Consider the following 26198-nt stretch of genomic DNA (forward strand, 5'->3'; position numbering starts at 1 on the left):
CAGACGGCATCGTCAAAACCTACTTCTTATCTTTTTTGTCTTTCTTATCCTTATTTGAAACCGGCTTTTTCGTCGCCAGCCCCAAAGACTTCTGCCACTGTTCGGGCGACTTGACCAAATCCAAAGCCTTACGCAACTGCTCGTCTTTGGCAGGGTTGGGAATCCGCCTTGAAGACAAATCCTCATCCTTTTTCTTTTTGCCTTTTTCTTTTGCAACAGGTTTATCCGCATTTTCTTCAACCGGCACGGCAAGGGTTTCACTATTGACATCCTCGCCGCCCAAGGGATTGCCGATATGTCCGACCAAATCCGCCTCGCGGCTTTCAAAAGTACGTTCCTTATCTTTTACTTCGACATCGGGAACAATCCCCTGCGCCTGAATAGAACGGTCGTTCGGCGTATAATACAGTGCCGTTGTCAGCTTGACCGCGCTGCCGTTGGACAAGGGAATCAAAGTCTGAACCGAACCTTTGCCGAAGCTCTGCGTACCAACGATGACCGCACGTTTGTGGTCCTGCAATGCACCTGCGACAATTTCCGAAGCGGAAGCCGAACCCGAATTGATCAACACCGTCATCGGTATGGTTTTCAACTCGGCAGGAATGCCCGCCAAAGGATCGCCGCTCATACCGTACACATAATCCTCGGGAACGGCTTTCAGTACCATGCCGTCTTTGCCGTCGCGCCCCTTGGTGCTGACGACGACCGCTTCAAACGGCAGAAACGCCGCCGACACGCCGACCGCGCCGGTCAAAAGCCCGCCGGGGTCGTCGCGCAAATCCAACACCAGCCCCTTGAGCGGTTTTCCTTTATTTTCCTTTACCAGCTCTTTTGCGGCGGTATTGACGCTTTCGACCGTCTTCTCTTGGAACTGCGACACGCGGATATAGCCGTAATCGGGTTCAATCAGGTGATGGCGGACGCTTTTCACTTTAATGATGGCGCGCGTAAGGTTGACGACTATCGGCTTGTCGGCATTTTTACGCGACAGCGTCAAAGTAATCTTCGTACCCGGCTTGCCCCGCATTTTCTTCACCGCTTCGCTGACCGTCATGCCGCGTGTCGAAACATTATCGATTTTCACAATGAAATCGCCGCTTTTCACCCCCGCCCGTTCCGCAGGCGTGTCCTCAATCGGCGAAACCACTTTGACAAAACCGTCTTCCTGCCCGATTTCCATCCCCAAGCCGCCAAATTCGCCGCTGGTCGATTCCTTCATTTCCGCATAACCTTTTTTATCCATATATTCGGAATGCGGATCCAAACCGGCCACCATACCCTTCATCGCACCTTCAAACAAATCGGCATCGGGTTTGTCCTGATAATAGTTTGCCTTAATCTGACCATAAATCTCCGCCATCGTACGGATGGATTGCACCGGCAGGACTTCGTTATCCCGCCTGTCCTTCTCGGCAGCAAAACCCTGCACCGCCAGACTGACGGCCACGCCGCTGATTGCACCCAAGGTATAAAGTGCGATTTTCTTAAAAACAGGTTTCGACATTCTTCTTTAACTTTCTCTCTTGATTTCCAAAAACCGGAAAACACAGGTACGGCAAACGGCAGACTTCACGGAACAGCGCACCATATCGGCACGATTCGCATAAAGTCTACCGTTTCGGCAATCCGATCAACGTATCCAACTCGAAGGGTTCAATACCTGACCTTGATAACGTATTTGCAGGTAAAGCCCCTCTTCCCCGTCCGGCAGCGACCCGCTCGTACCGATTTTGCTTCCCGCCGCGACCGCATAACCCTTGCCGACAGAAATTTCGCTCAAACCGGCATAAATGCTGATGTAGTTCTCGCCGTGATCGACTACGACCACTTTGCCGTAGCCGTCCAACTCGTCCGCATAGCTTACTGTTCCTGCCGCAATGCTTTCAACCGTTGCCGGTGCAGTGGAATAAAACACGCCTTTCCAAACATCGCCGCCGCTCCGGTTCTGCCCGAAAAGCCCGGTCGGCACACCGTCAACCGGTTTTTTCAAACGTCCCTGCATGCGGCTGAAACCGTCGGCACTGCCGATACCCATAACCGAAGGCGCTTGGATGTTCCTGTCTTCGGCAGTCAGGTTGGACATTGCCGCACGTCGTGCTTCAGCTTTCTGCTGTACCGCTTCTTTTTCTTTTCTGGCCTTTTCAGCAGCCGCCAGTCTGGCTTCCGCCAGTTTTCTTTTTGCTTCCGCATCCTGAATGCGGTGTTCGGCCTTTTTCTTCTCCAAATTGCTCAAGAGCTTGTTCAGCTGCTGCTCGTTTTCTTTCTGTTCCAGCAGTTTTCGGGCATCTTTGGCGATTTTGGCATTCTGTCTGCGGCTTTCCGTCTGTTCCGCCGCATCGGTTACACCCTGTTTTTTCAGCAGGGATTGCACGTTTGCCTGAATCTTTTTCAAATACGCCAACTCGTTGTTGATTTTCTGCTCTTGAATTGCCAAAGCCTTCTGCTGCTTTTCCAAATCTTTGACGACTTCCTGATTGGAGGCGTTCACATAGCGCGTATAGCGCAAAAAGCGGTTTTTCTGGCCCGGTTCGGCATTTTTCAGGAACAGGGCAACCGCATTCGGCTGGCTGTTTTTATAGTTTCCCGATACGAAACGGGAAATCTGCGCTTTCGTACCGGCGACTTCCGTTTTCAAACGGTTCAAATCAGCATTGAGGTTTTGAAACTTGTCCCAAGCCTCGCGCTGTTTGCGGTTGACGGAAGCAAGGTTACCGCGCGCCTGACGGATACGCTCTTGGCGGATACGCTCTTCCTGAAGCTGTTTGAGGGAATTGCTGACATGAAGCAGCATTCCTTCGCTTTGTTTGAGCAGGGCTTTTTTGTTTTCGACATCATTGGTGGCAGCGGCAACGGCGGCTTTCAATTCGTCGGAATCGGTTTTGGCATTTTTCTCTTCCGTGTGTTTTTTGTCCTGTTTCACTGCTTTTCCGTCCTTGTCGGTACGGTCTTTTTTATTTGCAGAAACAGTGTCTTTGTCCGACTTGCCGCCCTTACGCGGATTGTCCTGTCCTTTTGCCTCTTTTTTGCCTTGTTTGTTTTCAGGCTGTGTTTTTGCGTTTTTTTCTTTGGATTCGGACACAGGCTTGCCATATGCCTTTTTGTGTTCCGCCTTCGATTCCTTATCCTCTCCGCGTCCTTTGCGCGCAGACTGCTTGGATGTTGCCTCCTTCTCTGCTTCTTTGCGGTTTTTGGCGGTTTTTTTGGACTCTTTTGCCGCCTCTTTGCCGCCTGTTTTTTTATCTTTCACTGCGGCATTTTTGCCTTTTTCTTTTTTGCCTTCCGCCGCTTCTGGCTGTTCTTTTTTGTTCTTCGCCTGTTTTTTCACTTCGGCGGAACGGTTGTGTGCCGCGTCGTGGGCGGCAACGGCGGGCGTGGAAAAAACGAGCATCAGGGCAAGCAGAAGGGGTTTATAGCGCATGGTTCGACCTTCGGAAAAAGTTGGATAATACTGAAGGCTGCACAAAAGCAGCCGGACGTTTAGATTATACTGTCAGTTATGCCGTCTGAAAATGCCGTTTGCCCAATCTTGCACCTTCTTTGCGCGGATACTTGCAATCGGCTCAAACAGCCTTATATTGTGCGGCATATTTTCAATGCTGCAACAGATATTGTGTTCCGACACACAGGGTAGCACATTAAGCCGCATACCGTATGTTGCCCGATTTGGGGGCGTGCGACCCTCCAAACAAAGCAAGCCCTGCCGCCTTCATGGAAAACGGGGATTCAACCGATAAGGAAATTCTGATGAACAGACTGCTACTGCTGTCTGCCGCCGTCCTGCTGACTGCCTGCGGCAGCGGCGAAACCGATAAAATCGGACGGGCAAGTACCGTTTTCAACATGTTGGGCAAAAACGACCGTATCGAAGTGGAAGGATTCGACGATCCCGACGTTCAAGGGGTTGCCTGTTATATTTCGTATGCAAAAAAAGGCGGTTTGAAGGAAACGGTCAATTTGGAACAAGTAAATTTTGGCAAAATATCTATAAAGGAAATTTTAAAGTACACCCATAATGGAAAAAATATTTTATCAAATTAGCGACCCCACACAAAATGTTCCCGAAGGAGATGACAGTTGGATAGATCAATTGAAACAAGAGAATATAATGTGCGATTGTGGAAATATCATTAAACATACAGCAATTGATGTCTTTCTAAATGAAAAAATAAAAAAAGTTTTGCTCCAATTACCTACGCAAGAGGTACATTTATTGGAATGTTACATAAAGATATTGTTTCATTACTGGGCATTCAAAATATTGAGAATGTATATTTTGTAGGAAAGGTTTATGATGTAAACAAAACTGTATCCAAAGAATACATTTCAGTTGTTCCAAAATTTAGAATTTATATAAGGGGAGGGAAAGAATCAACTTGTAGTATATGTGAAAAGTGCGGAGTCGTTTTATATTTTCCTTTGCCATTAAATAGTTGGTATATTGTGGATAAATCTATCCCAAATCTCACTTTCTTTCCAAGCGCTTTAACAGGTATTATTGTGAATGACGAAATTTTAAAACAAATAAAAAAATCAGGAATTAAAAGAATTGGATATGAAAAATTGCCAGTATTAAAAGAAGCAATTGATGGTCACAATAGTTGTTTTGGGGCTTTGCCACCGGAATAATGACCTTTTCGGCAAAATCAAGAGTACTCGCAATGTCTTAGTTCCCTCAATGACAAGTAATTGCAGGCTCATTATGGCTGGCAGGAGGGAGATACCGCCTACGAGTGGTACGGCAACGGCATGCTCAGGAGCGTACACACACCCGAAGGTGCCACCATAAGGTTTGAGTACGATGCCTTGGGCAGGCGTATCCTTAAAGAGACGCATGACACATGCCATCGCTATGCCTGGGACGGCAACGTGCTTCTGCATGAGTGGAGCTATGACAGGCGGGAGAAGACGCGTCCGACGCATCGGTTTCGTGCGTTCAGACGGCATCTTCGATTTCTTTTGATGAAACCGCCGTGCGCAAACCGAAAGAAGTTTTCAAGCACGGTACGAGCTTCGCGTTCAAGAGTCGGCAGATTATCCGTTATTATAATCCGAAACGTAAAACTTTCGCTTATTTGGTTTACAGCGATAAAATCGTCCAAGGCTCGCCGAAAAATTCCTTAAGCGCGGTTTCCTGTTTCGGCAGCAACCTGCAAACCAATATGCCTCAAGCGGGCACTTCCGGCAAAATGCTTGCTGGCGCCTGCATTATTTCCAACCCGATAGAAAATCCCGACAAACGCTGATATGAACCTGTCCAACCACTTTCTCGTCGCCATGCCCGATATGGAAGACGCGTTTTTTGCACAATCGGTCGTCTATATCTGCAAACACGATGAAGACGGCGCACTCGGCATCGCCATCAACAAACCCTCTCCGATTACGATGGACATGATTTTTTCCGCCACCGGCAAAAACATCCCTTTCCGAATGCAGCACGACAGCGTGATGATGGGCGGGCCGGTACAAGTCGAGCGAGGTTATGTCGTGCATACCCCGATCGGCAACTGGCAAAGCAGTATCGGCGTTTCGGACAATATCGCGCTGACTTCTTCCCGAGACGTGATTGAAAATATTTCACGCGAAGGCGCGGTTGACAAAATATTAATCAGTATCGGCTATTCAAGCTGGGGAAAAGGCCAGCTCGAACGCGAACTTGCCGACAATGCGTGGCTGACCGTTCCCGCCGACGAACATATCCTGTTCGACATCCCCTACGAACACCGTTACGCCGCCGCATTCGCCAAACTCGGCATCGACCCGCTCGCCCTGTTTTCGGGAGCCGGCCATGCATAAAATTCCAAAAGGAACGGCACTGGCATTCGACTTCGGCGAAGCGCGCATCGGCGTGGCGCAGGGCGATGCGGAATTGGGGCTGTCCCATCCGCTGGCCACCGTTACCGGCGGCAGCAACGATGAAAAATTCGCGGCAATCGCCAAGCTGGTTCAAGAATGGCAGCCGCGTTATTTTGTCGTCGGACTGCCCGTGCATACCGACGGCACGGAACATGAAATGACGCACCTGTCGCGCAAGTTCGGACGCAGGCTGAACGGCAGGTTCAATCTCCCCGTCTATTGGGTGGACGAACGGCTGTCGTCCGTCTATGCCGAAAGCCTGCTTTCGGAAGCACAGGTCTTCGGCAAAAAACGCAAATCGGTGCTCGACCAAGTGGCGGCGCAAGCCATCCTGCACGGTTTTTTCGAGGGCGGCGCGGCGGAATGTTTCAACGGGCGTGAGGGTTAAGCGGCGCGGTTAACCCCCTACCGTGAAAGAGGCGCGCACCAAGCCGTCCAGCTCCAATGCCAAATTGTCCCCCGCACCGATTGCGCCCACGCCGGAGGGCGTTCCGGTAAACACCAAATCCCCTTTCCCCAAACCGTAATCCGCCGCCAGTTTGTATAAAATTTCCCGAATCGGGTAAATCATCAAACCGGTATCCCCGCGCTGTTTCAATACGCCGTTTTGTTTTAATGAAAACAACACCTTCTCGGGATTGCCGATTCTGTCTGCCGCCGCAAAATCCGACACGCACGCGGAATGCCTAAACCCTTTCGCCTTCAGCCAGGGCAGCCCCTGCGCCTTCAGACGGCATTGGATATCCCTTGCCGTAAGATCCAGCCCTACACCATATCCTGCGACACATTCCAAAATATCCGCACCCTCCCCCATACCGTCCGCATCCTTACCGACCAGCAGCACGAGTTCGCACTCAAACTGCACATCCCTACTGAACTCGGGCAGTAAGATTGTACCGCCGCTATTCAAAATGCTGCCTGACGGCTTCATAAACACCACAGGTTCGGAAGGTATTTCGTTTTTTAACTCTTCAATATGTGCGGCATAGTTCCTGCCGATACAGAAAATATTGCCGACCTCGACTGCTTCTCCTTCTAAAAATACTGAAGCCACTTCACTTTCTCCCCAAATAAAAATACCGTCTGAAATTATTTTCAGACGGCATTTGACCAAGCTTACCCATTTAATGAAGCTGTTACACGCGCAACAATTTCTCCGATTGCAACTGCCTGCGCTTCGTTGTTGCGGCGTTCGGCGTATTCGACATTGCCTTCTTTCAAAGCGCGGTCGCCGATGACGATGCGGTGCGGAATACCCAACAGCTCGGAGTCGTTCAGCAATACGCCTGCGCGTTCGTCGCGGTCGTCCAGCAGCACATCCGCGCCTGCCGCCAGCAGTTCGGCATAGATTTTATCGGCGGCTTCACGTACGACGTCTGATTTTTTGTAGTTCATCGGTACGATAACGACTTCAAACGGCGCCATTGCTTTGGTCCAGATGATGCCTTTTTCGTCGTTGTTCTGCTCGATGGCGGCGGCAACGACGCGGGTGATGCCGATACCGTAGCAGCCCATTTCCATGATTTGCGATTTGCCGTTGTTGTCGAGGAAGCTCACGTTCATGGCTTGGGTGTATTTGTCGCGCAACTGGAAGACGTGTCCGACTTCGATGCCACGCCCGAGTTTCAGACGGCCTTGTCCGTCGGGGCTTTCGTCGCCTTCGACGACGTTGCGCAAATCAACAAACTCAGGTTCGGCGGCGTCGCGGCCGAAGTTGAAGCCGGTATAGTGGTAGTCGTCTTCGTTTGCGCCGATAACCCAGTCCGCGCCTTTTTCAGTGGCGAAATCGGCATAGACTTTGCCTGTGAAGCCGACGGGACCGAGAGAGCCGCCGTTTGCGCCGAACTGTTCGATAATCGCGGCAGGACTTGCCATGGTCAGTGGCGATTTCACGCCCGCCAGTTTTTCTGCCTTGATGTCGTTAAACTCATGGTCGCCACGCAACAGCAGCAGGACAAGTTCGCCTTCATTTTCGCCTTCAACCACGATGGATTTGAGAGTTTGTTCAACCGGAATATTCAGGAATTCAACCAAAGACTCAATGGTTTTGACGTTTGGTGTATGTACTTTGGTCAACTCGGCCTGAGCAGCGGCGCGTTCGCCTTTGAGCGGCAAGGTCGGTGCCAGCTCGACATTGGCGGCATAATCGGAAGTGTCGCTGTATGCAATCACATCTTCGCCGCTTTCCGCCAACACTTGAAACTCGTGCGAACCGGTGCCGCCGATGCTGCCGGTATCTGCGGCAACGGGGCGGAATTCCAAGCCCAGACGGGTGAAGATACGGCAGTAAGCGTCATACATGGCATCATAGGTCGTCTGAAGCGAGGCGTAGTCGGCATGGAAGGAATAAGCATCTTTCATGACAAACTCGCGCGCACGCATCACACCGAAGCGCGGACGCACTTCATCACGGAATTTGGTTTGGATGTGGTAAAAGTTTTTCGGCAGTTGTTTGTAGCTGTTGACTTCTTTGCGCACGATGTCGGCAATGACTTCTTCGCAAGTCGGACCCATACAGAAATCGCGGTCATGACGGTCTTTCAGGCGCAGCAGTTCTTTACCATAAAATTCCCAGCGACCGGATTCCTGCCACAGTTCGGCAGGTTGTACCACCGGCATCAGCAGCTCCACGCTACCCGCGCGAGCCATTTCTTCACGCACGATATTTTCAACTTTGCGCAATACACGCAGACCCATTGGCATCCAAGTATAAAGACCGGATGCGTTGGCTTTGATCAAGCCGGCACGAATCATCAGCTTGTGGCTGGCAAGTGCGGCTTCAACAGGGGCTTCTTTTAAAGTAGAGATAAAGAATTGGCTGGCTTTCATAAAAGTATTTTTCCAAACAGGCAGATTCAAAAGTAAATCGGGTGCAGATTGTAACGCGAAAAAAGCAGGTTTTGCACCAACCTCCAAAATTCACCCCCTGCCCCAAGCGCGGGACAAATCCCATAACAGACGGCAAAAACATGACCAGAAACATCATATTGAACATAATCACATGATTTTTATAGATTTAAATGTGCCTATTTTTTAATCAAAATAAGCGTACATTTGTTGCGTAAGACTTTTTTAACACAAGCCGTGGCTTATCAACACGGTTATCCACAAAGCTTGTGTATAGATTTTCTACAATAGGGAAATTGCCGGCAGAGACATAACGATTCGACATCCCACAATTCCGAAAAAATATAACCAAAATCAAACAGAATGTTTTCGCAATCAAAAAGACCTGTCCTTACCAAACGCCAACTTCAGTATAAAACCTGCTTTTAAAAGCATGGTTATTTGCCAGCAGACCCGATTGCTGATAGGATTTCGTGTGGAGCAGACCGAACATTTTTTTCAAGTTTTCCCTTGTTTCCAAGACTTTTATAATTTTTTGAAAACATTGGACTTAAATTGTTTTGTTTCGGTTTGATTTAGAAATTTTCGTTTTTGCTTATTATTTTTCACAAACGAAAATAAAGGGGTTGGCTACACCCTCCCTGCCGATTAAACACTCAACATAAAGGATAGATACTATGTCCACCCAATTACACGATGTTGACCCTATCGAAACCCAAGAGTGGCTGGACGCGTTAAGCTCCGTCCTCGAATATGAAGGCGGCGAACGCGCGCAATACCTCTTGGAAAACCTGGTCAAATACTGCCGCGACAAAGGCGTACGTATGCCACATGGCACGACCACCCCGTATTTGAATACCGTTTCGGTTGAAAACGAAAAAGGCATTCCGGGCGACCAAAACATCGAACACCGCATCCGCGCATTCGTGCGCTGGAACGCCGCCGCCATCGTATTGCGCGCCGGCAAGAAAGATTTGGAACTGGGTGGGCACATCGCATCTTTCCAATCTGCCGCCACCATGTACGAAGTCGGTTTCAACCACTTCTGGAAAGCCAAAGGTGAAGGTGAAGAAGGCGATTTGGTCTTCTTCCAAGGTCACGTTGCCCCGGACATCTATGCACGCGCATTCGTCGAAGGCCGTCTGACCGAAGATCAACTGAACAACTTCCGCCAAGAAGTGGACGGACACGGTCTGCCTTCCTATCCACACCCCCACCTCTTGCCCGACTTCTGGCAGTTCCCGACCGTATCCATGGGCTTGGGGCCCATCATGGCGATTTATCAGGCGCGTTTCCTGAAATACTTGGAATCACGCGGCTTGGCAAAAACCAAAGGCCGTAAAGTATGGTGTTTCTGCGGCGACGGCGAAATGGACGAACCCGAATCCCAAGGTGCAATCGCGCTGGCTGCACGCGAAGGCTTGGACAACCTGATTTTCGTCATCAACTGCAACCTGCAACGCTTGGACGGTCCGGTGCGCGGCAACGGCAAAATCATCCAAGAATTGGAAGGCAACTTTGCCGGCGCCGGCTGGAATGTCGTCAAAGTCATTTGGGGACGCCGCTGGGATCGCCTCTTGGCAAAAGACAAAGACGGTATCCTGCGCCAACGCATGGAAGAATGCTTGGACGGCGACTACCAAACTTACAAATCCAAAGACGGAGCGTATGTGCGCGAACACTTCTTCAATACGCCCGAACTGAAAGCATTGGTTGCCGATATGACCGATGACGAAATTTGGGCATTGAACCGCGGCGGCCACGATCCTCAAAAAGTGTACAACGCCTACGACCGCGCAGCGAACCATGCCGACGGCAAACCTACCGTCATCTTGGCGAAAACCATTAAAGGTTACGGTATGGGCGCATCCGGCGAAGGTCAGAACGTTGCCCACCAAGCCAAAAAAATGGACAAAGCGTCCCTGAAACAATTCCGCGACCGTTTCGACATTCCCGTTACCGACGAGCAAATCGAAAGCGGCGATTTGCCTTACCTATCTTTCGCACCCGATACGGAAGAATACAAATACCTGCACGCACGCCGCGATGCTTTGGGCGGCTACCTGCCGCAACGCAAACCGACGCAGGAAGTATTGGAAGTGCCCGAGCTGTCGGCATTCGACGCACAACTCAAATCCAGCGGTGAACGCGAGTTCTCGACCACGATGGCATTCGTCCGCATCCTGTCCACTTTGCTGAAAGACAAAAAAATCGGCAAACGCGTCGTACCTATCGTTCCCGACGAAAGCCGTACTTTCGGCATGGAAGGTATGTTCCGCCAATACGGCATTTGGAATCCGAAAGGTCAGCAATATACCCCTCAAGATAAAGACCAACTGATGTTCTACAAAGAATCCGTTGACGGTCAAATCTTGCAAGAAGGTATTAACGAACCGGGCGCGATGGCCGACTGGATTGCGGCTGCGACCAGCTACGCCAACAGCGACTTCGCGATGATTCCGTTCTACATTTACTATTCTATGTTCGGTTTCCAACGTATCGGCGACTTGGCTTGGGCGGCTGGCGATATGCACGCGCGCGGCTTCCTGTTGGGCGGCACTGCCGGCCGTACGACTCTGAACGGCGAAGGTCTGCAACACGAAGACGGCCACAGCCATATTCAAGCAGATTTGATTCCGAACTGCGTTTCTTATGATCCGACCTTCCAATACGAAGTCGCCGTCATCGTACAAGACGGTCTGCGCCGTATGTATGCCAATAATGAAGACGTGTTCTACTACATCACCCTGATGAACGAGAACTACACCCATCCGGATATGCCGGAAGGTGCGGAACAAGACATCCTCAAAGGTATGTACCTGCTGAAAGCCGGCGGCAAAGGCGACAAGAAAGTCCAACTGATGGGTTCCGGTACGATTCTGCAAGAAGTGATTGCCGGTGCCGATCTGCTGAAAGCCGACTTCGGTGTGGAAGCAGACATTTGGTCTTGCCCATCTTTCAACCTGTTGCATCGCGACGCTGTCGAAGCAGAACGTTTCAACCGCCTGAATCCTTTAGAAACTGCAAAAGTACCGTTTGTTACTTCTCAACTGCAAGGTCATGACGGCCCAGTGATTGCCGCTACCGACTATATCCGCAGCTATGCCGACCGTATCCGCGCGTACATCCCGAACGACTACCATGTCTTGGGCACTGACGGTTTCGGCCGTTCCGACAGCCGCGCCAACCTGCGCCGCTTCTTTGAAGTGGATCGCTACAACGTTGCCGTGGCAGCATTGGCCGCATTGGCGGAACAAGGCAAAGTCAGCAAAGAAACCGTTCAACAAGCCATTGAGAAATACGGCATCAAAGCCGATTCAGCCCCTAGCTGGAAACGCTGATTGATGTTTCAGACGGCCTGTTTGCCCCATTCAGACATCAGGCCGTCTGAAAACCGAATGCCCGAATGGTTTGAACAGACAAACCGTACCGATGCCGCGTGAAGCAGTTTTCAGACGGCATCCAACTGAAAAAGATTAAAGGAACTCAAATGAGTATCGTAGAAATCAAAGTCCCCGATATCGGCGGTCACGAAAACGTCGACATCATCGCCGTAGAAGTTAAAGCGGGCGACACCATCGCCGTTGACGACACCCTGATTACTTTGGAAACCGACAAAGCCACGATGGATGTACCTGCCGATGCGGCCGGTGTCGTGAAAGAAGTTAAAGTCAAAGTTGGCGACAAAATCTCCGAAGGTGGCGTAATTCTGACCGTTGAAACCGGTACCGCCGCTGCCGAAGCCGCCCCAGCTGCTGCCGCTGAAACACAACCTGCACCTGCCGCCACACCCGTTGCCGCAGGCGGTGCAACCATTCAAGTAGCCGTCCCCGATATCGGCGGCCATACCGATGTGGATGTAATCGCCGTTGAAATCAAAGTGGGCGACACCGTTGCCGAAGACGACACGCTGATTACTTTGGAAACCGACAAAGCGACAATGGACGTACCTTGTACCGCTGCCGGTGTCGTTAAAGCCGTATTCTTAAAAGTCGGCGACAAAGTGTCCGAAGGCTCTGCCATTATCGAAGTAGAAACCGCCGGCTCTGCCGCAGCAGCCCCTGCTCAAGCCGCCGCACCCGCACCGGCTGCCGCCCCGGCTCCGACTGCTGTCGCCGCGCCTGCACCTTCTGCACCTGCCGCTGCCAAAATCGACGAGGCCGCTTTCGCCAAAGCACACGCCGGTCCTTCCGCACGCAAACTGGCGCGCGAATTGGGCGTGGATTTGGGCCAAGTCAAAGGCACCGGCTTGAAAGGCCGTATCATGGGCGACGACATTAAAGCCTTTGTGAAATCCGTAATGCAGGGCGGCGCGGCAAAACCTGCCGCAGTCGGCGCGTCTTTAGGCGGCGGTCTGGACTTACTGCCGTGGCCTAAAGTGGACTTCTCCAAATTCGGCAATGTCGAAGTTAAAGAATTGTCCCGCATTAAGAAAATTTCCGGTCAAAACCTGTCCCGCAACTGGGTTGTGATTCCCCACGTTACCGTACACGAAGAAGCGGACATGACCGAGCTGGAAGAATTCCGCAAACAACTGAACAAAGAATGGGAACGCGAAGGTGTGAAACTGTCCCCATTAGCGTTCATCATCAAAGCCTCTGTTTCCGCGCTGAAAGCCTTCCCTGAATTCAACGCTTCTTTGGACGGCGACAATCTGGTGCTGAAAAACTACTTCAACATCGGTTTCGCAGCCGATACACCGAACGGCTTGGTTGTTCCGGTCATCAAAGACGTAGATCAAAAAGGCTTGAAACAAATCAGCCAAGAACTGACCGAATTGTCTAAAAAAGCCCGCGAAGGCAAGCTCAAACCTCAAGAAATGCAAGGTGCGTGCTTTACCATTTCCAGCTTGGGCGGCATCGGCGGTACAGGTTTCACGCCGATTGTGAACGCTCCCGAAGTCGCCATCTTGGGCGTGTGCAAATCCCAAATCAAACCGGTTTGGAACGGCAAAGAGTTTGCCCCGCGCCTGATGTGCCCGTTGAGCCTGTCCTTCGACCACCGCGTCATCGACGGTGCGGCCGGTATGCGCTTCACCGTATTCTTGGCGAAGCTGTTGAAAGACTTCCGCCGCATTACCCTGTAACCCGATCGGCTTCAGACGGCATAGCGGTCTGTGCCGTCTGAAAAGGAAGTTTGAACATCATTCAGAAAGATGAGACATGAGCTTAGTTGAATTAAAAGTGCCCGACATTGGCGGACACGAAAATGTAGATATTATCGCGGTTGAAGTAAACGTGGGCGACACCATCGCCGTTGACGATACCCTGATTACTTTGGAAACCGATAAAGCGACTATGGACGTACCAGCCGAAGTTGCTGGCGTGGTCAAAGAAGTGAAAGTCAAAGTCGGTGACAAAATCTCCGAAGGCGGCTTGATTGTCGTCGTTGAAGCCGAAGGCGCGGCTGCCGCCCCTAAAGCCGAAGCGGCTGTCGCCCCTGCACAAGAAGCACCCAAAGCCGCCGCTCCTGCACCGCAAGCCGCGCAATTCGGCGGCTCTGCCGATGCCGAATACGACGTAGTTGTATTGGGCGGCGGTCCCGGCGGTTATTCTGCCGCATTCGCCGCTGCCGACGAAGGCTTGAAAGTCGCCATCGTCGAACGTTATAAAACCTTGGGCGGCGTTTGCCTGAACGTCGGCTGTATCCCTTCCAAAGCCCTGTTGCACAATGCCGCCGTTATCGACGAAGTGCGCCACTTGGCTGCCAACGGTATCAAATACCCCGAGCCTGAACTCGACATCGATATGCTGCGCGCCTACAAAAACGGCGTGGTTTCCCGCCTCACCGGCGGTTTGGCAGGTATGGCGAAAGGCCGTAAAGTGGATGTTATCCAAGGCGACGGCCAATTCTTAGATCCGCACCACTTGGAGGTATCGCTGACTGCCGGCGACGTGTACGAACAAGCAACGCCTACCGGTGAGAAAAAAATCGTTGCCTTCAAAAACTGTATCATTGCAGCAGGCAGCCGCGTAACCAAACTGCCGTTTATCCCTGAAGATCCGCGCATCATCGATTCCAGCGGCGCATTGGCTCTGAAAGAAGTACCGGGCAAACTGCTGATTATCGGCGGCGGTATTATCGGTCTCGAGATGGGTACGGTTTACAGCACGCTGGGTTCGCGTTTGGATGTGGTTGAAATGATGGACGGCCTGATGCAAGGCGCAGACCGCGACTTGGTGAAAGTATGGCAAAAACAAAACGAATACCGTTTTGACAACATTATGGTCAACACCAAAACCGTTGCAGTCGATCCGAAAGAAGACGGCGTTTACGTTACCTTTGAAGGCGCGAACGCACCGAAAGAGCCGCAACGCTACGATGCCGTATTGGTTGCCGCCGGCCGCGCGCCCAACGGCAAACTCATCAGCGCGGAAAAAGCAGGCGTTGCCGTAACCGATCGCGGCTTCATCGAAGTGGACAAACAAATGCGTACCAATGTGCCGCACATCTACGCCATCGGCGACATCGTCGGTCAGCCGATGTTGGCGCACAAAGCCGTTCACGAAGGCCACGTTGCCGCCGAAAACTGCGCCGGCCACAAAGCCTACTTCGACGCGCGCGTGATTCCGGGCGTTGCCTACACTTCCCCCGAAGTGGCGTGGGTGGGCGAAACCGAGTTGTCCGCCAAAGCCTCCGGCCGCAAAATCACCAAAGCCAACTTCCCGTGGGCGGCTTCCGGTCGTGCGATTGCCAACGGTTGCGACAACGGCTTTACCAAGCTGATTTTCGATGCCGAAACCGGCCGCATCATCGGCGGCGGCATTGTCGGTCCGAACGGTGGCGACATGATTGGCGAAGTCTGCCTTGCCATCGAAATGGGCTGCGACGCGGCAGACATCGGCAAAACCATCCACCCGCACCCGACCTTGGGCGAATCCATCGGTATGGCGGCGGAAGTGGCATTGGGTACTTGTACCGACCTGCCTCCGCAAAAGAAAAAATAAATCCGACTGAATAAACAGCCGATAAGGTTTATTTGAGCAAATGCCGTCTGAAATGTTCAGACGGCATTTTCTATTTTACAGCGGATTAAAATATTTCTTCCGGCCTATAGTGGATTAAATTTAAATCAGGACAAGGCGACGAAGCCGCAGACAGTACAAATAGTACGGAACCGATTCACTTGGTGCTTCAGCACCTTAGAGAATCGTTCTCTTTGAGCTAAGGCGAGGCAACGCCGTACTGGTTTAAATTTAATCCACTATAAAAACGAATCCGACACGGCTTATCTAAAGGAATGGTTGAAAACGGCAGTTTCCAATACAACAAAATGCCGCCTGAACATTTCAGACGGCATTTGACCCATTACTGCTGCGGCTCTGAAACCATACCGCCTTCATCAAAATCCGGCTCCGGTTCGTTTTGCAACGTTTTACCGTTCAATTTCAACTGATTGTTTTTCAGAGAAATGGCAGTATCAATCTGGTCGCCGTTCAAAGTCAGATATTTTTCCCTTGCCATACTCTGAACCGTACTGTCCACCATCAGGCGCAAGGTCTCGTTGATGTCGTCAAGACTTGCCCTGCCTTCCGCCTCATCTTCGGCATTGACGCTGAAAATATTGCCTGCCTGACTGACCGCCAAATCTTCCAACATTTTTTGAGGAATACTCATTCTGATGTCCGCCTCAGTTTTCTTCAGCATCAAACCCAATTGGTTCAAATCTTCCTTCTTCATGTCTTTAAACATGATTTTTCCGCCCACATCGATTTTTCCCGACGGCAGCGTGAAACGGAAAGTTTTGATGTCGAGTACCGGATTATGGGTAAATAATCCGGAAGCCTCGCCTTTGACTGCCGCAATCAAATCATTGCGGATTTGTTCCTCAGTCATTTTTTTGGCAGAAATTTGTGCAAACTTGCGTTTCAATACGGTTAAGGCAGAAGCATCGAGATGTTCGGCAGCGATATGGATATCCAGCGGGCCATATTTTTCATCGCCGTAAACCAGCGTGTCAAAACGGAACTGCCCTTCACTGTTGATAAATGAGCCCGATTCCCCGGTCTTGGTTGAAAAAGCCAGTTTGCCAACTTCGATTTTGGAAGGTGCGATACTGCCGTTGGGATTGATAAACGCGCCAATCTGCAAATCGGTAACGAGATTGACCAGTTCGTTTAACTTGACGTTGTAATCGACACCCTCTTTCCATTCTAGGGAGAATTTTTCCAAGGTCAGATTGCTGCTGCCTAAAGCAAGCGGATTGATGCCGTCTGAAGTTTCCGAATCGAAATGCACTTTTTCAAACGCGGCATCGCCTTTATCTGCCAGCTTGATTTTGAACAAGGGCGCATCATAGCTGTTGCGGTAGCTTTTGAAACCTTTTTGATAAACCGTTTCCCCCGTCAGGCCTTCCCAGTGCAGCCTGATGCCCGACAGTTCTTCATAATCGAAGGCAGGAACACTGACTTCCATTTTACCGCTGCCGTTGAAATAAACGGTATTGGCAAGGGAAACCGGAGCTTGTTTCCCAAAAAAGCGTTCCAGAACTTTTTCCGTTTCAGGCGCGTATTTGAACTCGGTTTCAATGTGCGCCTGCGTGCCGAATCCGCCGGCAAAAGGGCCGTGCGTGATATGGTTTACCAGCGTAACCGGCTGTTCCAACACTGTTTTCAGGTTGTCCGGCAGGTATTTCTGCGCATTATTCAGCAACTCCGGTTTCAGACGGATGACCGTCGTTTCCGTAGAAGTAAACCAGCCGCGGTCATATTGGTGCGATTCGACGGTCAGGAAGCCCGTTTCCTGCAATATTTTTTGCTGCTGCGTCAGGCTTTCTTCGGCTTTGACACCCAAATAATAAGGTGTCCCCAAAGCAACGCCGAGCAATGCTGCCGCAACTGAAATCAAAGGTTTTTTCATCACTTCAAACAAGCAGGTTTCAAAAGTACTAGAATAGCATTATTTAAGCATATCCCGCCATATTTCTTTAAAAGAAATGCCGTCTGAAACCTGTTCGGACGGCATTTTCCGGATGTGAGGAAATCAGAAATCCAATTCCGCCTTCAGCCAGTAAGTGCGCGGCATACCGACGACGGCGAAGCTGCGGTCGAATTGTCCGCGCTGTACCTGCCAGTAGTTTTTGTTGAACAGGTTTTCCACCGAGCTGCTGACGGTCAAAGTATTTTTGCCCAGCTTGGTTTTGTAGCGCGCGCCTACGTCAACCAAGGTGTAGGATGGGAAGGCATATTGTTTTTTCGTGTCTTGGTAAGACTTGCCGAAATACGAAACGTTGCCGTTCAAGGTCAAGCCTTTGGCAAATGGTGCATCCCATTCCACGCCCGCTTTGGCAATCACGCGCGGGTTGGCAACTTGTACGCCGTTAACAAGATTGTCAGCTGCGTTCGGATAATTCTTCACGGTCGATTGCAGATACATCAGACCCAAAGTCGGACGCAGGGTTTTGTTTAACAGGTTGGCGTATGCGTTGAACTCGATACCGCGATTGCGTTCCATTCCTTGCTCGTCGCCTGCCGTACCGCCTTGGGCTTTATAGCGGGCAAAATCGGAATTGCTGCCCGCACTGCCGGTTGTGCTGCCGCCCGTACTGCCTGCCGCGCCGCCTGTGCCGCTGCCGCTCTTAACAGTATTACCCCTCCAATAACCCGGGCGTTTGATTTGAAATGCGTTCAGCGTCATTACAAAATCGCCCCAGTTTTTGCGCACACCCACTTCAAACTGGCGGCTGACACGCGGTTTCGCCATTGTCGTTTCGCTGGAATCGTCGGTTTTGATGTCGGCAGGCTCTAAGTCTTCCATATAGTTGCCGTAAACCACCAAATCGGGCTGCGGCACCCACGCCGCCATCAGCATCGGACTGAAACGTTTGGCATCGCCGCTCTGTAATTTTTTCTTGTCGGTATATTCAACCGCTTGGAAACGTCCGCCCAAAGTCAGGCGGTATTTGTTATCCACGAAGCCCAAGGTGTCGGACAAAGCCAGACTGTTAACTTTGATATTGGCATCCAAGTTGGCGGTTTTCGCCCAAGAATTGGGATAGTCGGCTTTGAACGATGCCAATTGATTCGCAATATTTTCGTTTGCCTTCACTTCTATCTTGCTAGTGCCGTTCCCGCTGCCGTTTATGGTTTTCCGCTGGCGGATAACGCGGTCGAAAGCCGTACTCCAGTTATGTGTTACCGGACCGGTTTCAAATTCGCCGCGTGCGGTCAGGTTCATACTCAATGTGCGGAAATATTGGTCGGTCAGGCGCGCCGTGCCGGTGTGGTATTGGTTGGCAGCCGTGCAGGTTTCGGTTTGGCTGCTTGCGCCGCTTGTACCGCAAACGGTCGGGGAAATCAGCGTGCCGTAATAACGTGCTTTGTTGTAGCCGATGCCGCCGGTAATTTGGGCATTGTCAAACGCATCCCATTCAAACGTCAGCATATTGGTTTCGCCAACGGTGTTTTGCCAGTTCCAAGAAGGCAGCAGGTTGGTTTTACCATCGGGCGCGTCAAACAAGCGGCCGCCGGCGTTTTGAATATCCTGAATACGCGCACGGCCGCCGTTGGTTTTGCGTTTCGCGTAGATGGAATCGAACGCCACGCGCAGTGTTTCACCGCGATAGTCGGCATTTAAGGCAAATTCTTTATTGTCTTCGCTGTAACCGTGGCGCGGGGTGTCGCCATGGCGCAATTTGCCGTTGGCGCGCACGCCGAATTCTTTATTTTCGCCGAAGCGTTGCCCCAAGTCGAACGTACCTTGGGCGCGGTTGTTGCTAAACCATCCCAAACCGATTTTGCGGTTGCCTTCATCGGCGGCTTTTTTGGTCTCGATATTGACGGAACCGGATACCGCGCCTTCAGGGTCCATGCCGTTTACGGCGGTGGACGCGCCTTTAATCAGTTGCGCAGAACCGACTTGCACGCTGGCTGTGCCTTGCGTGCCGTACATCCCTGCCAAACCGTTGACGCTGAATTGGCGCGAGTCAAGCTGATAACCGCGGAAATACAGACCGGTCAACGTGTTGCTTTCGCCGCCAAACTGCCAAACGGAAGCGTCTTTTTTCGCTACGGCATCCACCAAAGTACGCGCCTCGGTGTTGTTTAGGGCTTGTTCGTCGTAGTTGACGACGGTAATCGGTGCGGTAAACGCGTTGGCCTTACCCAACAAACCCAAGTTCACGCGGTCGCGCAAATCGCCGTCGCTGGCAATAGAGTAAGAACGGGCGGCTTTGACGCGTTTGGCATCGGCACGGACATGAACCTGTCCGAGTTCGCCATGCTGCGGAATATTGTCGGCGGCAGATGAAAACGCGCTCAAAATCAACAGCGGCATTAAGGCAAGTTTTTTGTTCATGAAAACGCTCTCTTTATTGATTATTCAAATTTGAATTGGAAAAGATAAAACCCAAAGGATATTTTGTGCGCGCATTATATTTGATAATCAAACCCATTACAAAACGAATCCATACGCTTAATCTATCCGCCTACCAAATATCGGTTTATTTCTATTTTCAAGTGTGTACTTTATACCACACCGGCTGGGTGTGCCGTCACCCCGCGCTTTAGGCGGCAATATAAGGAAAAGTTAACGAACCGACAATATCCGACCAAAAGATTGTTCCGCTTCAAAGCAAAATGCCGTCTGAAATACGGTCGGGTATTTCAGACGGCATTCTATTCTTCCCCTCCTTCGGGAAAGACTCGGATTAAACGTGTGCGGAAATGATTTTTAACATTTGCGCCAGCACTTTAGGATTGGCGGCGACAATATCGCCGCTTTCCAGCCAGCCGTCTTCACCCGTCATATCGGTTACGATGCCGCCTGCTTCTTGGACAATCAATGCACCGGCGGCAATATCCCAAGGTTTGAGGTTGAACTCGAAAAAGCCGTCAAAACGTCCTGTTGCTACGGCGCACAAATCCAAAGAAGCCGCGCCTTCCCTGCGTCCGCCGGCGGTTTTTGCCAAAAAGTCTTTCAGAATCGCCAGATATTTGTCCATCATGCTTTGATCGACGACGGGGAAACCCGTACCGATCAGGCAGCGGTTCAATTCGATGCGGTTGGAAACGCGGATGCGGCGGTCGTTGAGCAACGCGCCTTTACCGCGCGAAGCCATATAAACGTCGTTGCGTTCGGGGGCGTACACCAAAGCTTCCTGCAACACGCCTTTGTGCAGGAGTGCCATAGAGATGGCGTATTGGGGATGTCCGTGAAGGAAATTGGTCGTGCCGTCGAGCGGATCGATAATCCATTCGTACTCGGCTGCGGCTTTGCCGTGGGAGCCGCTTTCTTCGCAAGTGATTTTGTGGTGCGGATAGGCTTCTTTCAAAGCCTCAACCAGGATGATTTCGGAATTGCGGTCAACATCGGAAACAAAATCGTTGAAGGCTTTGCTGTCGATTTTGACGGCATCGAGGTTGCCTGCGGCGCGTATCATCATCTGACCGGCACGGCGGGCGGCTTTAAAGGCTGTATTCAAAAACGGATTCATCAGATTTCCTTAAGGGTGGCATACCGCCGGTTCGGACGCGCAGTCCTTCGGAGCGGCAAAATCGGAGTTTATTTGGTTGGGGTAAACACTGCCAAATCGGGTAAAATACCGCCTGACGCGTGTCTGCTTCAGGCGAAACGTTAAATTTCCGACGTTGTTAAAGAACATTTCAGACGGCATTTTACCGTCCGAACGAAAAAGACGGCGCATTATACCCTATTCCATTCCGACCGAAAACCGAACATGACTGCTCTCAAACCCGCCCTGCCCGCTTATCTGGACAACATCCGCATTATCCTCACCCGCACCAGCCATCCCGCCAATATCGGTTCCGCCGCGCGCGCGATGAAAACAATGGGTCTGCACAAACTGACCATCGTCGCCCCCAATCTGATGGCAACGCCGATGACGGAAAATCCGCCCGTGTTCGACCCGGAGCATCCGCAATCGTTTAAATTACCGGAAGAAAGTTTCATCCTCGCTTCCGGCGCGGCAGACGTTTTGGAAAATGCCACTATTGCCGCTTCTTTGGACGAAGCCCTTGCAAACACCACCATCGCCTGCGCCCTGACCAGCCGCCGCCGCGAAATTACTGCACCGCTGCAAACCCCGCGCGAGTTGGTACCCGAATTACTGCAGGCCGCCAACCGCGGCGAGAAAGTGGCGCTGGTCTTCGGCAATGAAACTTTCGGTTTGAGCATCGAAGAAGTCCAAGCCTGCAACCGACTGATGACCATCAACGGCAACCCCGACTATTTCTCGCTCAACCTCGCCCAAGCCGTGCAAGTTGTGTGTTACGAAATCTTCAGCCAAACCGATTCGCCCATGACCCACCTTCAACAGGAAGACCACGCCGCGACCCATGAGCAAATCAAAGGCATGGTCGCCCACATGGAAAGCGTGATGAACGACATCGGCTTTTTCAACCGCCGCAACGGCGAGCGCCTGATGCGCCGCATGCAGAGCCTGTTCGGCCGCGCCAACACGCAAACCGAAGACATCGACATCCTGCGCGGTTTTTTCAATACCGTCAGCCATCGTGTGAACAAAAAAGACTGATTAAAGGCCGTCTGAAACACGTTTCAAGCTTTTCAGACGGCATGACTGATATTCGGATAAGCATGAATTACGCCCTAGACGCATTATGGTGGAAACTCACCAGCCCCCCCGTCCGCGACCTCGCCTCGCTGCTGACTGCGCCGCCTTTGTGGCAAAGCGGTTGCGAATTGAGCGTGCGCGAACTACTGGGGGAACACGGTTTCCGTTACCTTTTGGCATTGGATGCCGATCCCACGCCGTTGATGGATCACCTCGCCCAACGCGCTCCATTCGGCCACCGTCTCGGCATTTATGCCGAAGAGCTGCTGGCTTTTTGGTTTACCAACGCGCCGCACGCCAAACTGCACGCATACAATCTACCTGTTTTTTCAGACGGCCAAACTTTAGGCGCCGCGGATTTTGTCGTTTCGCTTAATCAAAAGCCCTACCATATCGAGCTGGCGTGTAAATACTATGGCGGAGACCAAGCGCAGAACCTACGCGGCCTCAACCCTAAAGATACGCTGACGGACAAAGCCGCCAAACTGGTGCAGCAATCCAAGCTGCTGCATACGCCGCAAGGCAAAGCGACCTTAGCCACACAAGGCCTGCCGGAGAATCCGCTTCCTGCTTCCATCTTGCGCGGCATTGGATTTTTTCCACAAGGTTTCCATACTTTTGAGCCGCCGCTTAATCCATACGGCTGGCGCGGCGTCTATATTCAAGATTGGGCAGAATACGGGTTTGAACGCCAAGAAGCCCGCTACCATTTGCTCAACCGTATGGCCTACCTCGCTCCTGCGCGTGTCGCCGAAACCGAAACATTGGACGCAACCGAAATCCGCCATATCAACCAAGGCTTGATTGCCGTTTTGGAATGTCGGCCGGACGGCTTTTGGCACGAAATCGAACGCATTATGAAGGCCGTCTGAAACCATTTCCCAACTTTAAGAGAACCCATTAATGATGAACGCCGCACAACTCGACCATACCGCCAAAGTTTTGGCTGAAATGCTGACTTTCAAACAGCCTTCCGATGCCGTCCTCTCCGCCTATTTCCGCGAACACAAAAAGCTCGGCCGCCAAGACCGCCACGAAATCGCCGAAACCGCCTTTGCCGCGCTGCGCCACTATCAAAAAATCAGTACCGCCCTGCGCCGTCCGCACGCGCAGCCGCGCAAAGCCGCACTCGCCGCACTGGTTCTCGGCAGAAGTACCAACATCAGCCAAATCAAAGACCTGCTTGATGAAGAAGAAACAGCGTTCCTCGGCAATTTTAAAGCCCGTAAAACCGAATTTTCAGACGGCCTGAATACCGCCGCAGAATTGCCGCAATGGCTGGTGGAACAGCTGCAACAGCATTGGAGCGAAGAAGAAATCCTCGCCTTCGGCCGCAGCATCAACCAACCTGCCCCGCTCGACATCCGCGTCAATACCTTGAAAGGCAAACGAGATAAAGTATTGCCATTGTTGCAAGCCGAAAGTGCCGATGCAGAGGCAACGCCTTATTCGCCTTGGGGCATCCGCCTGAAAAACAAAATCGCGCTTAACAAACACGAACTGTTTTTAGACGGCACGTTGGAAGTCCAAGACGAAGGCAGCCAGCTGCTTGCCTTATTGGTGGGCGCAAAACGCGGCGAAATCATTGTCGATTTCTGTGCGGGAGCCGGCGGTAAAACCTTGGCTGTCGGTGCGCAAATGGCCAACAAAGGCAGAATCTACGCCTTCGACATCGCCGAAAAACGCCTTGCCAACCTCAAACCGCGCATGACCCGCGCCGGACTGACCAATATCCACCCCGAACGCATCAGCAGCGAACACGATACCCGTATTGCCCGACTGTCAGGCAAAGCCGACCGTGTGTTGGTGGACGCACCCTGCTCCGGCTTAGGCACACTGCGCCGCAATCCCGACCTCAAATACCGCCAATCCGCCGAGACCGTCGCCAAACTTTTGGAACAGCAACACAGCATCCTCGATGCCGCATCCAAACTGGTAAAACCGCAAGGACGCTTGGTGTACGCCACTTGCAGCGTGTTGCCTGAAGAAAACGAACTGCAAATCAAACGTTTCCTGTCCGAACATCCCGAATTTGAACTCGTCAACTGCGCCAAGCTTCTGCAAAGCCTGAAGGTCGATTTGGATACCGGAAAATACCTACGTCTCAACTCCGGAGAACACCAAACCGACGGCTTCTTTGCCGCTATATTGCAACGCAAATAAACCGGTTTAAACAAAATGCCGTCTGAACCCTTTTCAAAGCGTTCAGACGGCATTTCATCAATTAAAAATATCAAAATACCGCAGATTCAACCGATTCAACACCAAAGGCAGAATCACGCGTCTCATCGGATTTTATACGCACCGGGCTGTAATTTTCTTTTTCTTTGCCGAAATATACGGTAGCATAAACATATTCCAATGATATTTTTGGTAATCTGTTTTACCCCAATATATAAAGCACCATATTAAGGCGGAGTGTCTTCTTTGCTTTGACCCGAACCCCGGAAAAGACACCGCCCGAGCCAATCCTGATGCTGCCCCGACAGCCAACCCTTAAGGAAACCCTAATGAACTTTGCTTTATCCGTCATCACATTTACCCTCGCCTCTTTCCTGCCCGTCCCGCCCGCCGAAGCCGCCGTCTTTACTTGGAAGGACGGCGGCGGCAACAGCTATTCGGATGTGCCGAAACAGCTTCATCCCGACCAGAGCCAAATCCTCAACCTGCGGACGCGCCAAACCAAACCGGCGGTCAAGCCTGCCCAAGTCGCCGCAGGGAAGCCCACGGACGGCGCGGCGCAGGAAAACAATCCCGACACTGCCGAGAAAAACAGGCAACTTGAGGAAGAAAAGAAAAAAATTGCCGAAACCGAACGGCAAAATAAAGAAGAAAACTGCCGGATTTCAAAAATGAACCTGAAGGCGGTGGGAAACTCAAATGCGAAAAATAAGGATGATTTGATCCGTAAATACAATAACGCCGTAAACAAATACTGCCGTTGAGCAGCCTCCCGGACATGCATCGAGAGCATTGAGTAATGATCCGGATGCTATTGTAATTTTAAGGACTGTGGATTAAATTATGAATGTAAACAAAGATTTTTTTCTTGCAAGAGACGGCCATCCGAGCCTGAAACAGTTTTATTTTATTGGCGCGCCATTTGAAAAAGCACTGGATCTTTATCTAAAAAGATGTATGGATTTAAGTGATTTTTATCAAAATCTAAAACCGAAACTATCGTATTTGGATGAGGAGTATACCCTCAGTCAGAAATTGGATTTCTTGAATCCGCTTGAGATTACCGGATCATCCAAATATTTATTGTTGGAAACGCAGTCTGATTGGTCATTGCTAATAGGTAATAACCGGAACGGCACAGACTTTTCAAGTGTGCCGTATGAAGCCTTGCTGTGGAAAATCAGATTATTGACTATGTATTTACGTCCATATTTTGGCAAAGACGAATTCGGTGCGGTCTCATTTACCCTGTATGAGGGCAGCAAACAGGTTTCCCGTCATGACTGCGAAACCAGAAATGTTATGCTGCATAAAGAAACCAGTCGTGTCGAGTTTATGGAATATGGCACGCCGCTGCCGTTTGAACAGACAGAAAAATATACCGAAAGACTCAAAAAAAACAGGCTGACTGTGGAGATGATCGAAGAATATTGCAAACATTTAGGCATTTCATTATTTGATTTGGACTTCTACCAGTCCAAAGCCGCCCTTATTGAGATATTGAGAAACAAATAACTTCCATCTCTTCAAAAAGACAGTCTGAAAAATATTCAGGCTGTCTTTTAACGTCGGCAGCCAGAGCGGCCTCTTTGCCGGCGAAGGCGGCTACCACATCACCGCCGACAGCGTCCGGCTCAATCGAAAACCCCATGCCGTCTGAAGCGGCACGGGGTTTGTTTATTTCTGCCAGTAGGTTTTGACGTTGACGAACTCGTACAGCCCGAATTCGGACAATTCGCGCCCGTAACCGGAATCTTTAACCCCTCCGAAAGGTAGGCGCAAATCG

The 26198-nt window shown here is 51.1% G+C and carries 19 protein-coding genes and 2 pseudogenes; 13 read left to right on the forward strand and 8 right to left on the reverse strand.

The features are described 5' to 3' along the window. Positions 1 to 19: 19 nt before the first annotated feature. Positions 20 to 1504, reverse strand: coding sequence for a S41 family peptidase (locus tag ACNAU7_RS07600; protein WP_416301833.1), 1485 nt, complete (start codon positions 1502 to 1504; stop codon positions 20 to 22). 126 nt (positions 1505 to 1630) lie between these two features. Beyond that, positions 1631 to 3418 (reverse strand): peptidoglycan DD-metalloendopeptidase family protein, encoded by a 1788-nt coding sequence (locus ACNAU7_RS07605; RefSeq protein WP_416301834.1) that lies wholly within the window; start codon positions 3416 to 3418, stop codon positions 1631 to 1633. A gap of 326 nt (positions 3419 to 3744) precedes the next feature. Here ACNAU7_RS07605 and ACNAU7_RS07610 point away from each other — a divergent pair. From ACNAU7_RS07610 to ruvX, 5 genes and pseudogenes are all read left to right on the forward strand, one after another. Next, positions 3745 to 3963: pseudogene (locus tag ACNAU7_RS07610) on the forward strand (CreA family protein); the annotation flags it as partial. Between the two features lie 252 nt (positions 3964 to 4215). After that, on the forward strand, positions 4216 to 4626 hold the full coding sequence (locus tag ACNAU7_RS07615; RefSeq protein ID WP_199898198.1) for a hypothetical protein: 411 nt from the start codon (positions 4216 to 4218) through the stop codon (positions 4624 to 4626). A gap of 275 nt (positions 4627 to 4901) precedes the next feature. After that, positions 4902 to 5243: pseudogene (locus tag ACNAU7_RS07620) on the forward strand (CreA family protein); the annotation flags it as partial. Between the two features lies 1 nt (position 5244). After that, positions 5245 to 5793, forward strand: coding sequence for a YqgE/AlgH family protein (locus ACNAU7_RS07625; RefSeq protein ID WP_118792170.1), 549 nt, complete (start codon positions 5245 to 5247; stop codon positions 5791 to 5793). Further along, complete coding sequence (gene ruvX, locus ACNAU7_RS07630) at positions 5786 to 6241, forward strand: Holliday junction resolvase RuvX (RefSeq protein ID WP_304668164.1); 456 nt, start codon at positions 5786 to 5788, stop codon at positions 6239 to 6241. Before ACNAU7_RS07625 ends, ruvX begins: the two co-directional genes overlap by 8 nt. A gap of 9 nt (positions 6242 to 6250) precedes the next feature. Here the strand turns inward: ruvX and ACNAU7_RS07635 are convergent, their stop codons facing one another. Continuing rightward, positions 6251 to 6907: a fumarylacetoacetate hydrolase family protein gene (locus tag ACNAU7_RS07635; protein ID WP_308076043.1), complete on the reverse strand. Its 657-nt coding sequence runs from the start codon at positions 6905 to 6907 to the stop codon at positions 6251 to 6253. A gap of 62 nt (positions 6908 to 6969) precedes the next feature. Beyond that, on the reverse strand, positions 6970 to 8682 hold the full coding sequence (locus tag ACNAU7_RS07640) for a proline--tRNA ligase (RefSeq protein WP_308076044.1): 1713 nt from the start codon (positions 8680 to 8682) through the stop codon (positions 6970 to 6972). A gap of 695 nt (positions 8683 to 9377) precedes the next feature. On the opposite strand from ACNAU7_RS07640, the gene aceE reads away from it, so the two are divergent. The 3 genes from aceE (at position 9378) to lpdA (ending at position 15647) form a co-directional block, all read left to right on the forward strand. Beyond that, on the forward strand, positions 9378 to 12041 hold the full coding sequence (gene aceE / locus ACNAU7_RS07645) for a pyruvate dehydrogenase (acetyl-transferring), homodimeric type (protein ID WP_416301835.1): 2664 nt from the start codon (positions 9378 to 9380) through the stop codon (positions 12039 to 12041). Between the two features lie 149 nt (positions 12042 to 12190). Further along, entirely contained in the window at positions 12191 to 13786 is a 1596-nt protein-coding gene (gene aceF / locus ACNAU7_RS07650) for a dihydrolipoyllysine-residue acetyltransferase (RefSeq protein ID WP_416301836.1), read from the forward strand. 76 nt (positions 13787 to 13862) lie between these two features. After that, positions 13863 to 15647 (forward strand): dihydrolipoyl dehydrogenase, encoded by a 1785-nt coding sequence (lpdA, locus tag ACNAU7_RS07655; protein WP_416301837.1) that lies wholly within the window; start codon positions 13863 to 13865, stop codon positions 15645 to 15647. A gap of 361 nt (positions 15648 to 16008) precedes the next feature. Here lpdA and ACNAU7_RS07660 read toward each other — a convergent pair whose 3' ends face one another. The 3 genes from ACNAU7_RS07660 to ACNAU7_RS07670 form a co-directional block, all read right to left on the reverse strand. Beyond that, entirely contained in the window at positions 16009 to 17559 is a 1551-nt protein-coding gene (locus tag ACNAU7_RS07660; protein ID WP_416301838.1) for a YdgA family protein, read from the reverse strand. Between the two features lie 123 nt (positions 17560 to 17682). Further along, the gene (locus tag ACNAU7_RS07665; RefSeq protein WP_416301839.1) at positions 17683 to 19995 is read right to left on the reverse strand and encodes a TonB-dependent receptor; all 2313 of its coding nucleotides are present in this window, start codon (positions 19993 to 19995) and stop codon (positions 17683 to 17685) included. A gap of 352 nt (positions 19996 to 20347) precedes the next feature. After that, positions 20348 to 21133 (reverse strand): inositol monophosphatase family protein, encoded by a 786-nt coding sequence (locus ACNAU7_RS07670; protein WP_308074773.1) that lies wholly within the window; start codon positions 21131 to 21133, stop codon positions 20348 to 20350. Positions 21134 to 21376: 243 nt separating this feature from the next. On the opposite strand from ACNAU7_RS07670, the gene ACNAU7_RS07675 reads away from it, so the two are divergent. The 5 genes from ACNAU7_RS07675 to ACNAU7_RS07695 all read left to right on the forward strand — a co-directional run bounded on the left by ACNAU7_RS07675 (position 21377) and on the right by ACNAU7_RS07695 (position 25927). Then, the gene (locus tag ACNAU7_RS07675) at positions 21377 to 22192 is read left to right on the forward strand and encodes an RNA methyltransferase (RefSeq protein WP_416301840.1); all 816 of its coding nucleotides are present in this window, start codon (positions 21377 to 21379) and stop codon (positions 22190 to 22192) included. A gap of 41 nt (positions 22193 to 22233) precedes the next feature. After that, complete coding sequence (locus tag ACNAU7_RS07680; protein ID WP_416301841.1) at positions 22234 to 23103, forward strand: DUF1853 family protein; 870 nt, start codon at positions 22234 to 22236, stop codon at positions 23101 to 23103. Positions 23104 to 23137: 34 nt separating this feature from the next. After that, positions 23138 to 24394, forward strand: a complete 1257-nt coding sequence (locus ACNAU7_RS07685) for an RsmB/NOP family class I SAM-dependent RNA methyltransferase (RefSeq protein WP_416301853.1) — start codon at positions 23138 to 23140, stop codon at positions 24392 to 24394. 347 nt (positions 24395 to 24741) lie between these two features. After that, positions 24742 to 25176, forward strand: coding sequence for a DUF4124 domain-containing protein (locus ACNAU7_RS07690; protein ID WP_025457720.1), 435 nt, complete (start codon positions 24742 to 24744; stop codon positions 25174 to 25176). A gap of 79 nt (positions 25177 to 25255) precedes the next feature. Then, the gene (locus ACNAU7_RS07695; protein ID WP_416301842.1) at positions 25256 to 25927 is read left to right on the forward strand and encodes a hypothetical protein; all 672 of its coding nucleotides are present in this window, start codon (positions 25256 to 25258) and stop codon (positions 25925 to 25927) included. Positions 25928 to 26089: 162 nt separating this feature from the next. Here the strand turns inward: ACNAU7_RS07695 and ACNAU7_RS07700 are convergent. Beyond that, on the reverse strand, positions 26090 to 26198 hold a 109-nt coding region (locus tag ACNAU7_RS07700; RefSeq protein WP_411711365.1), incomplete at its 5' end, for an aldehyde dehydrogenase family protein.

It is taken from the genome of Neisseria sp. LACPHL-SPEC-2024-00856, from assembly GCF_047915665.1.
Taxonomy (GTDB): domain Bacteria; phylum Pseudomonadota; class Gammaproteobacteria; order Burkholderiales; family Neisseriaceae; genus Neisseria; species Neisseria polysaccharea.

What these genes read in the sequence shown, in the direction of transcription:
- ACNAU7_RS07600 (WP_416301833.1), bottom strand. Translation starts at nt 1,504, where the DNA reads ATGTCGAAACCTGTTTTTAAGAAAATCGCACTTTATACCTTGGGTGCA.
- ACNAU7_RS07605 (WP_416301834.1), bottom strand. Translation starts at nt 3,418, where the DNA reads ATGCGCTATAAACCCCTTCTGCTTGCCCTGATGCTCGTTTTTTCCACG.
- ACNAU7_RS07615 (WP_199898198.1), top strand. Translation starts at nt 4,216, where the DNA reads ATGTTACATAAAGATATTGTTTCATTACTGGGCATTCAAAATATTGAG.
- ACNAU7_RS07625 (WP_118792170.1), top strand. Translation starts at nt 5,245, where the DNA reads ATGAACCTGTCCAACCACTTTCTCGTCGCCATGCCCGATATGGAAGAC.
- ruvX (WP_304668164.1), top strand. Translation starts at nt 5,786, where the DNA reads ATGCATAAAATTCCAAAAGGAACGGCACTGGCATTCGACTTCGGCGAA.
- ACNAU7_RS07640 (WP_308076044.1), bottom strand. Translation starts at nt 8,682, where the DNA reads ATGAAAGCCAGCCAATTCTTTATCTCTACTTTAAAAGAAGCCCCTGTT.
- aceE (WP_416301835.1), top strand. Translation starts at nt 9,378, where the DNA reads ATGTCCACCCAATTACACGATGTTGACCCTATCGAAACCCAAGAGTGG.
- aceF (WP_416301836.1), top strand. Translation starts at nt 12,191, where the DNA reads ATGAGTATCGTAGAAATCAAAGTCCCCGATATCGGCGGTCACGAAAAC.
- lpdA (WP_416301837.1), top strand. Translation starts at nt 13,863, where the DNA reads ATGAGCTTAGTTGAATTAAAAGTGCCCGACATTGGCGGACACGAAAAT.
- ACNAU7_RS07660 (WP_416301838.1), bottom strand. Translation starts at nt 17,559, where the DNA reads ATGAAAAAACCTTTGATTTCAGTTGCGGCAGCATTGCTCGGCGTTGCT.
- ACNAU7_RS07665 (WP_416301839.1), bottom strand. Translation starts at nt 19,995, where the DNA reads ATGAACAAAAAACTTGCCTTAATGCCGCTGTTGATTTTGAGCGCGTTT.
- ACNAU7_RS07670 (WP_308074773.1), bottom strand. Translation starts at nt 21,133, where the DNA reads ATGAATCCGTTTTTGAATACAGCCTTTAAAGCCGCCCGCCGTGCCGGT.
- ACNAU7_RS07675 (WP_416301840.1), top strand. Translation starts at nt 21,377, where the DNA reads ATGACTGCTCTCAAACCCGCCCTGCCCGCTTATCTGGACAACATCCGC.
- ACNAU7_RS07680 (WP_416301841.1), top strand. Translation starts at nt 22,234, where the DNA reads ATGACTGATATTCGGATAAGCATGAATTACGCCCTAGACGCATTATGG.
- ACNAU7_RS07685 (WP_416301853.1), top strand. Translation starts at nt 23,138, where the DNA reads ATGAACGCCGCACAACTCGACCATACCGCCAAAGTTTTGGCTGAAATG.
- ACNAU7_RS07690 (WP_025457720.1), top strand. Translation starts at nt 24,742, where the DNA reads ATGAACTTTGCTTTATCCGTCATCACATTTACCCTCGCCTCTTTCCTG.
- ACNAU7_RS07695 (WP_416301842.1), top strand. Translation starts at nt 25,256, where the DNA reads ATGAATGTAAACAAAGATTTTTTTCTTGCAAGAGACGGCCATCCGAGC.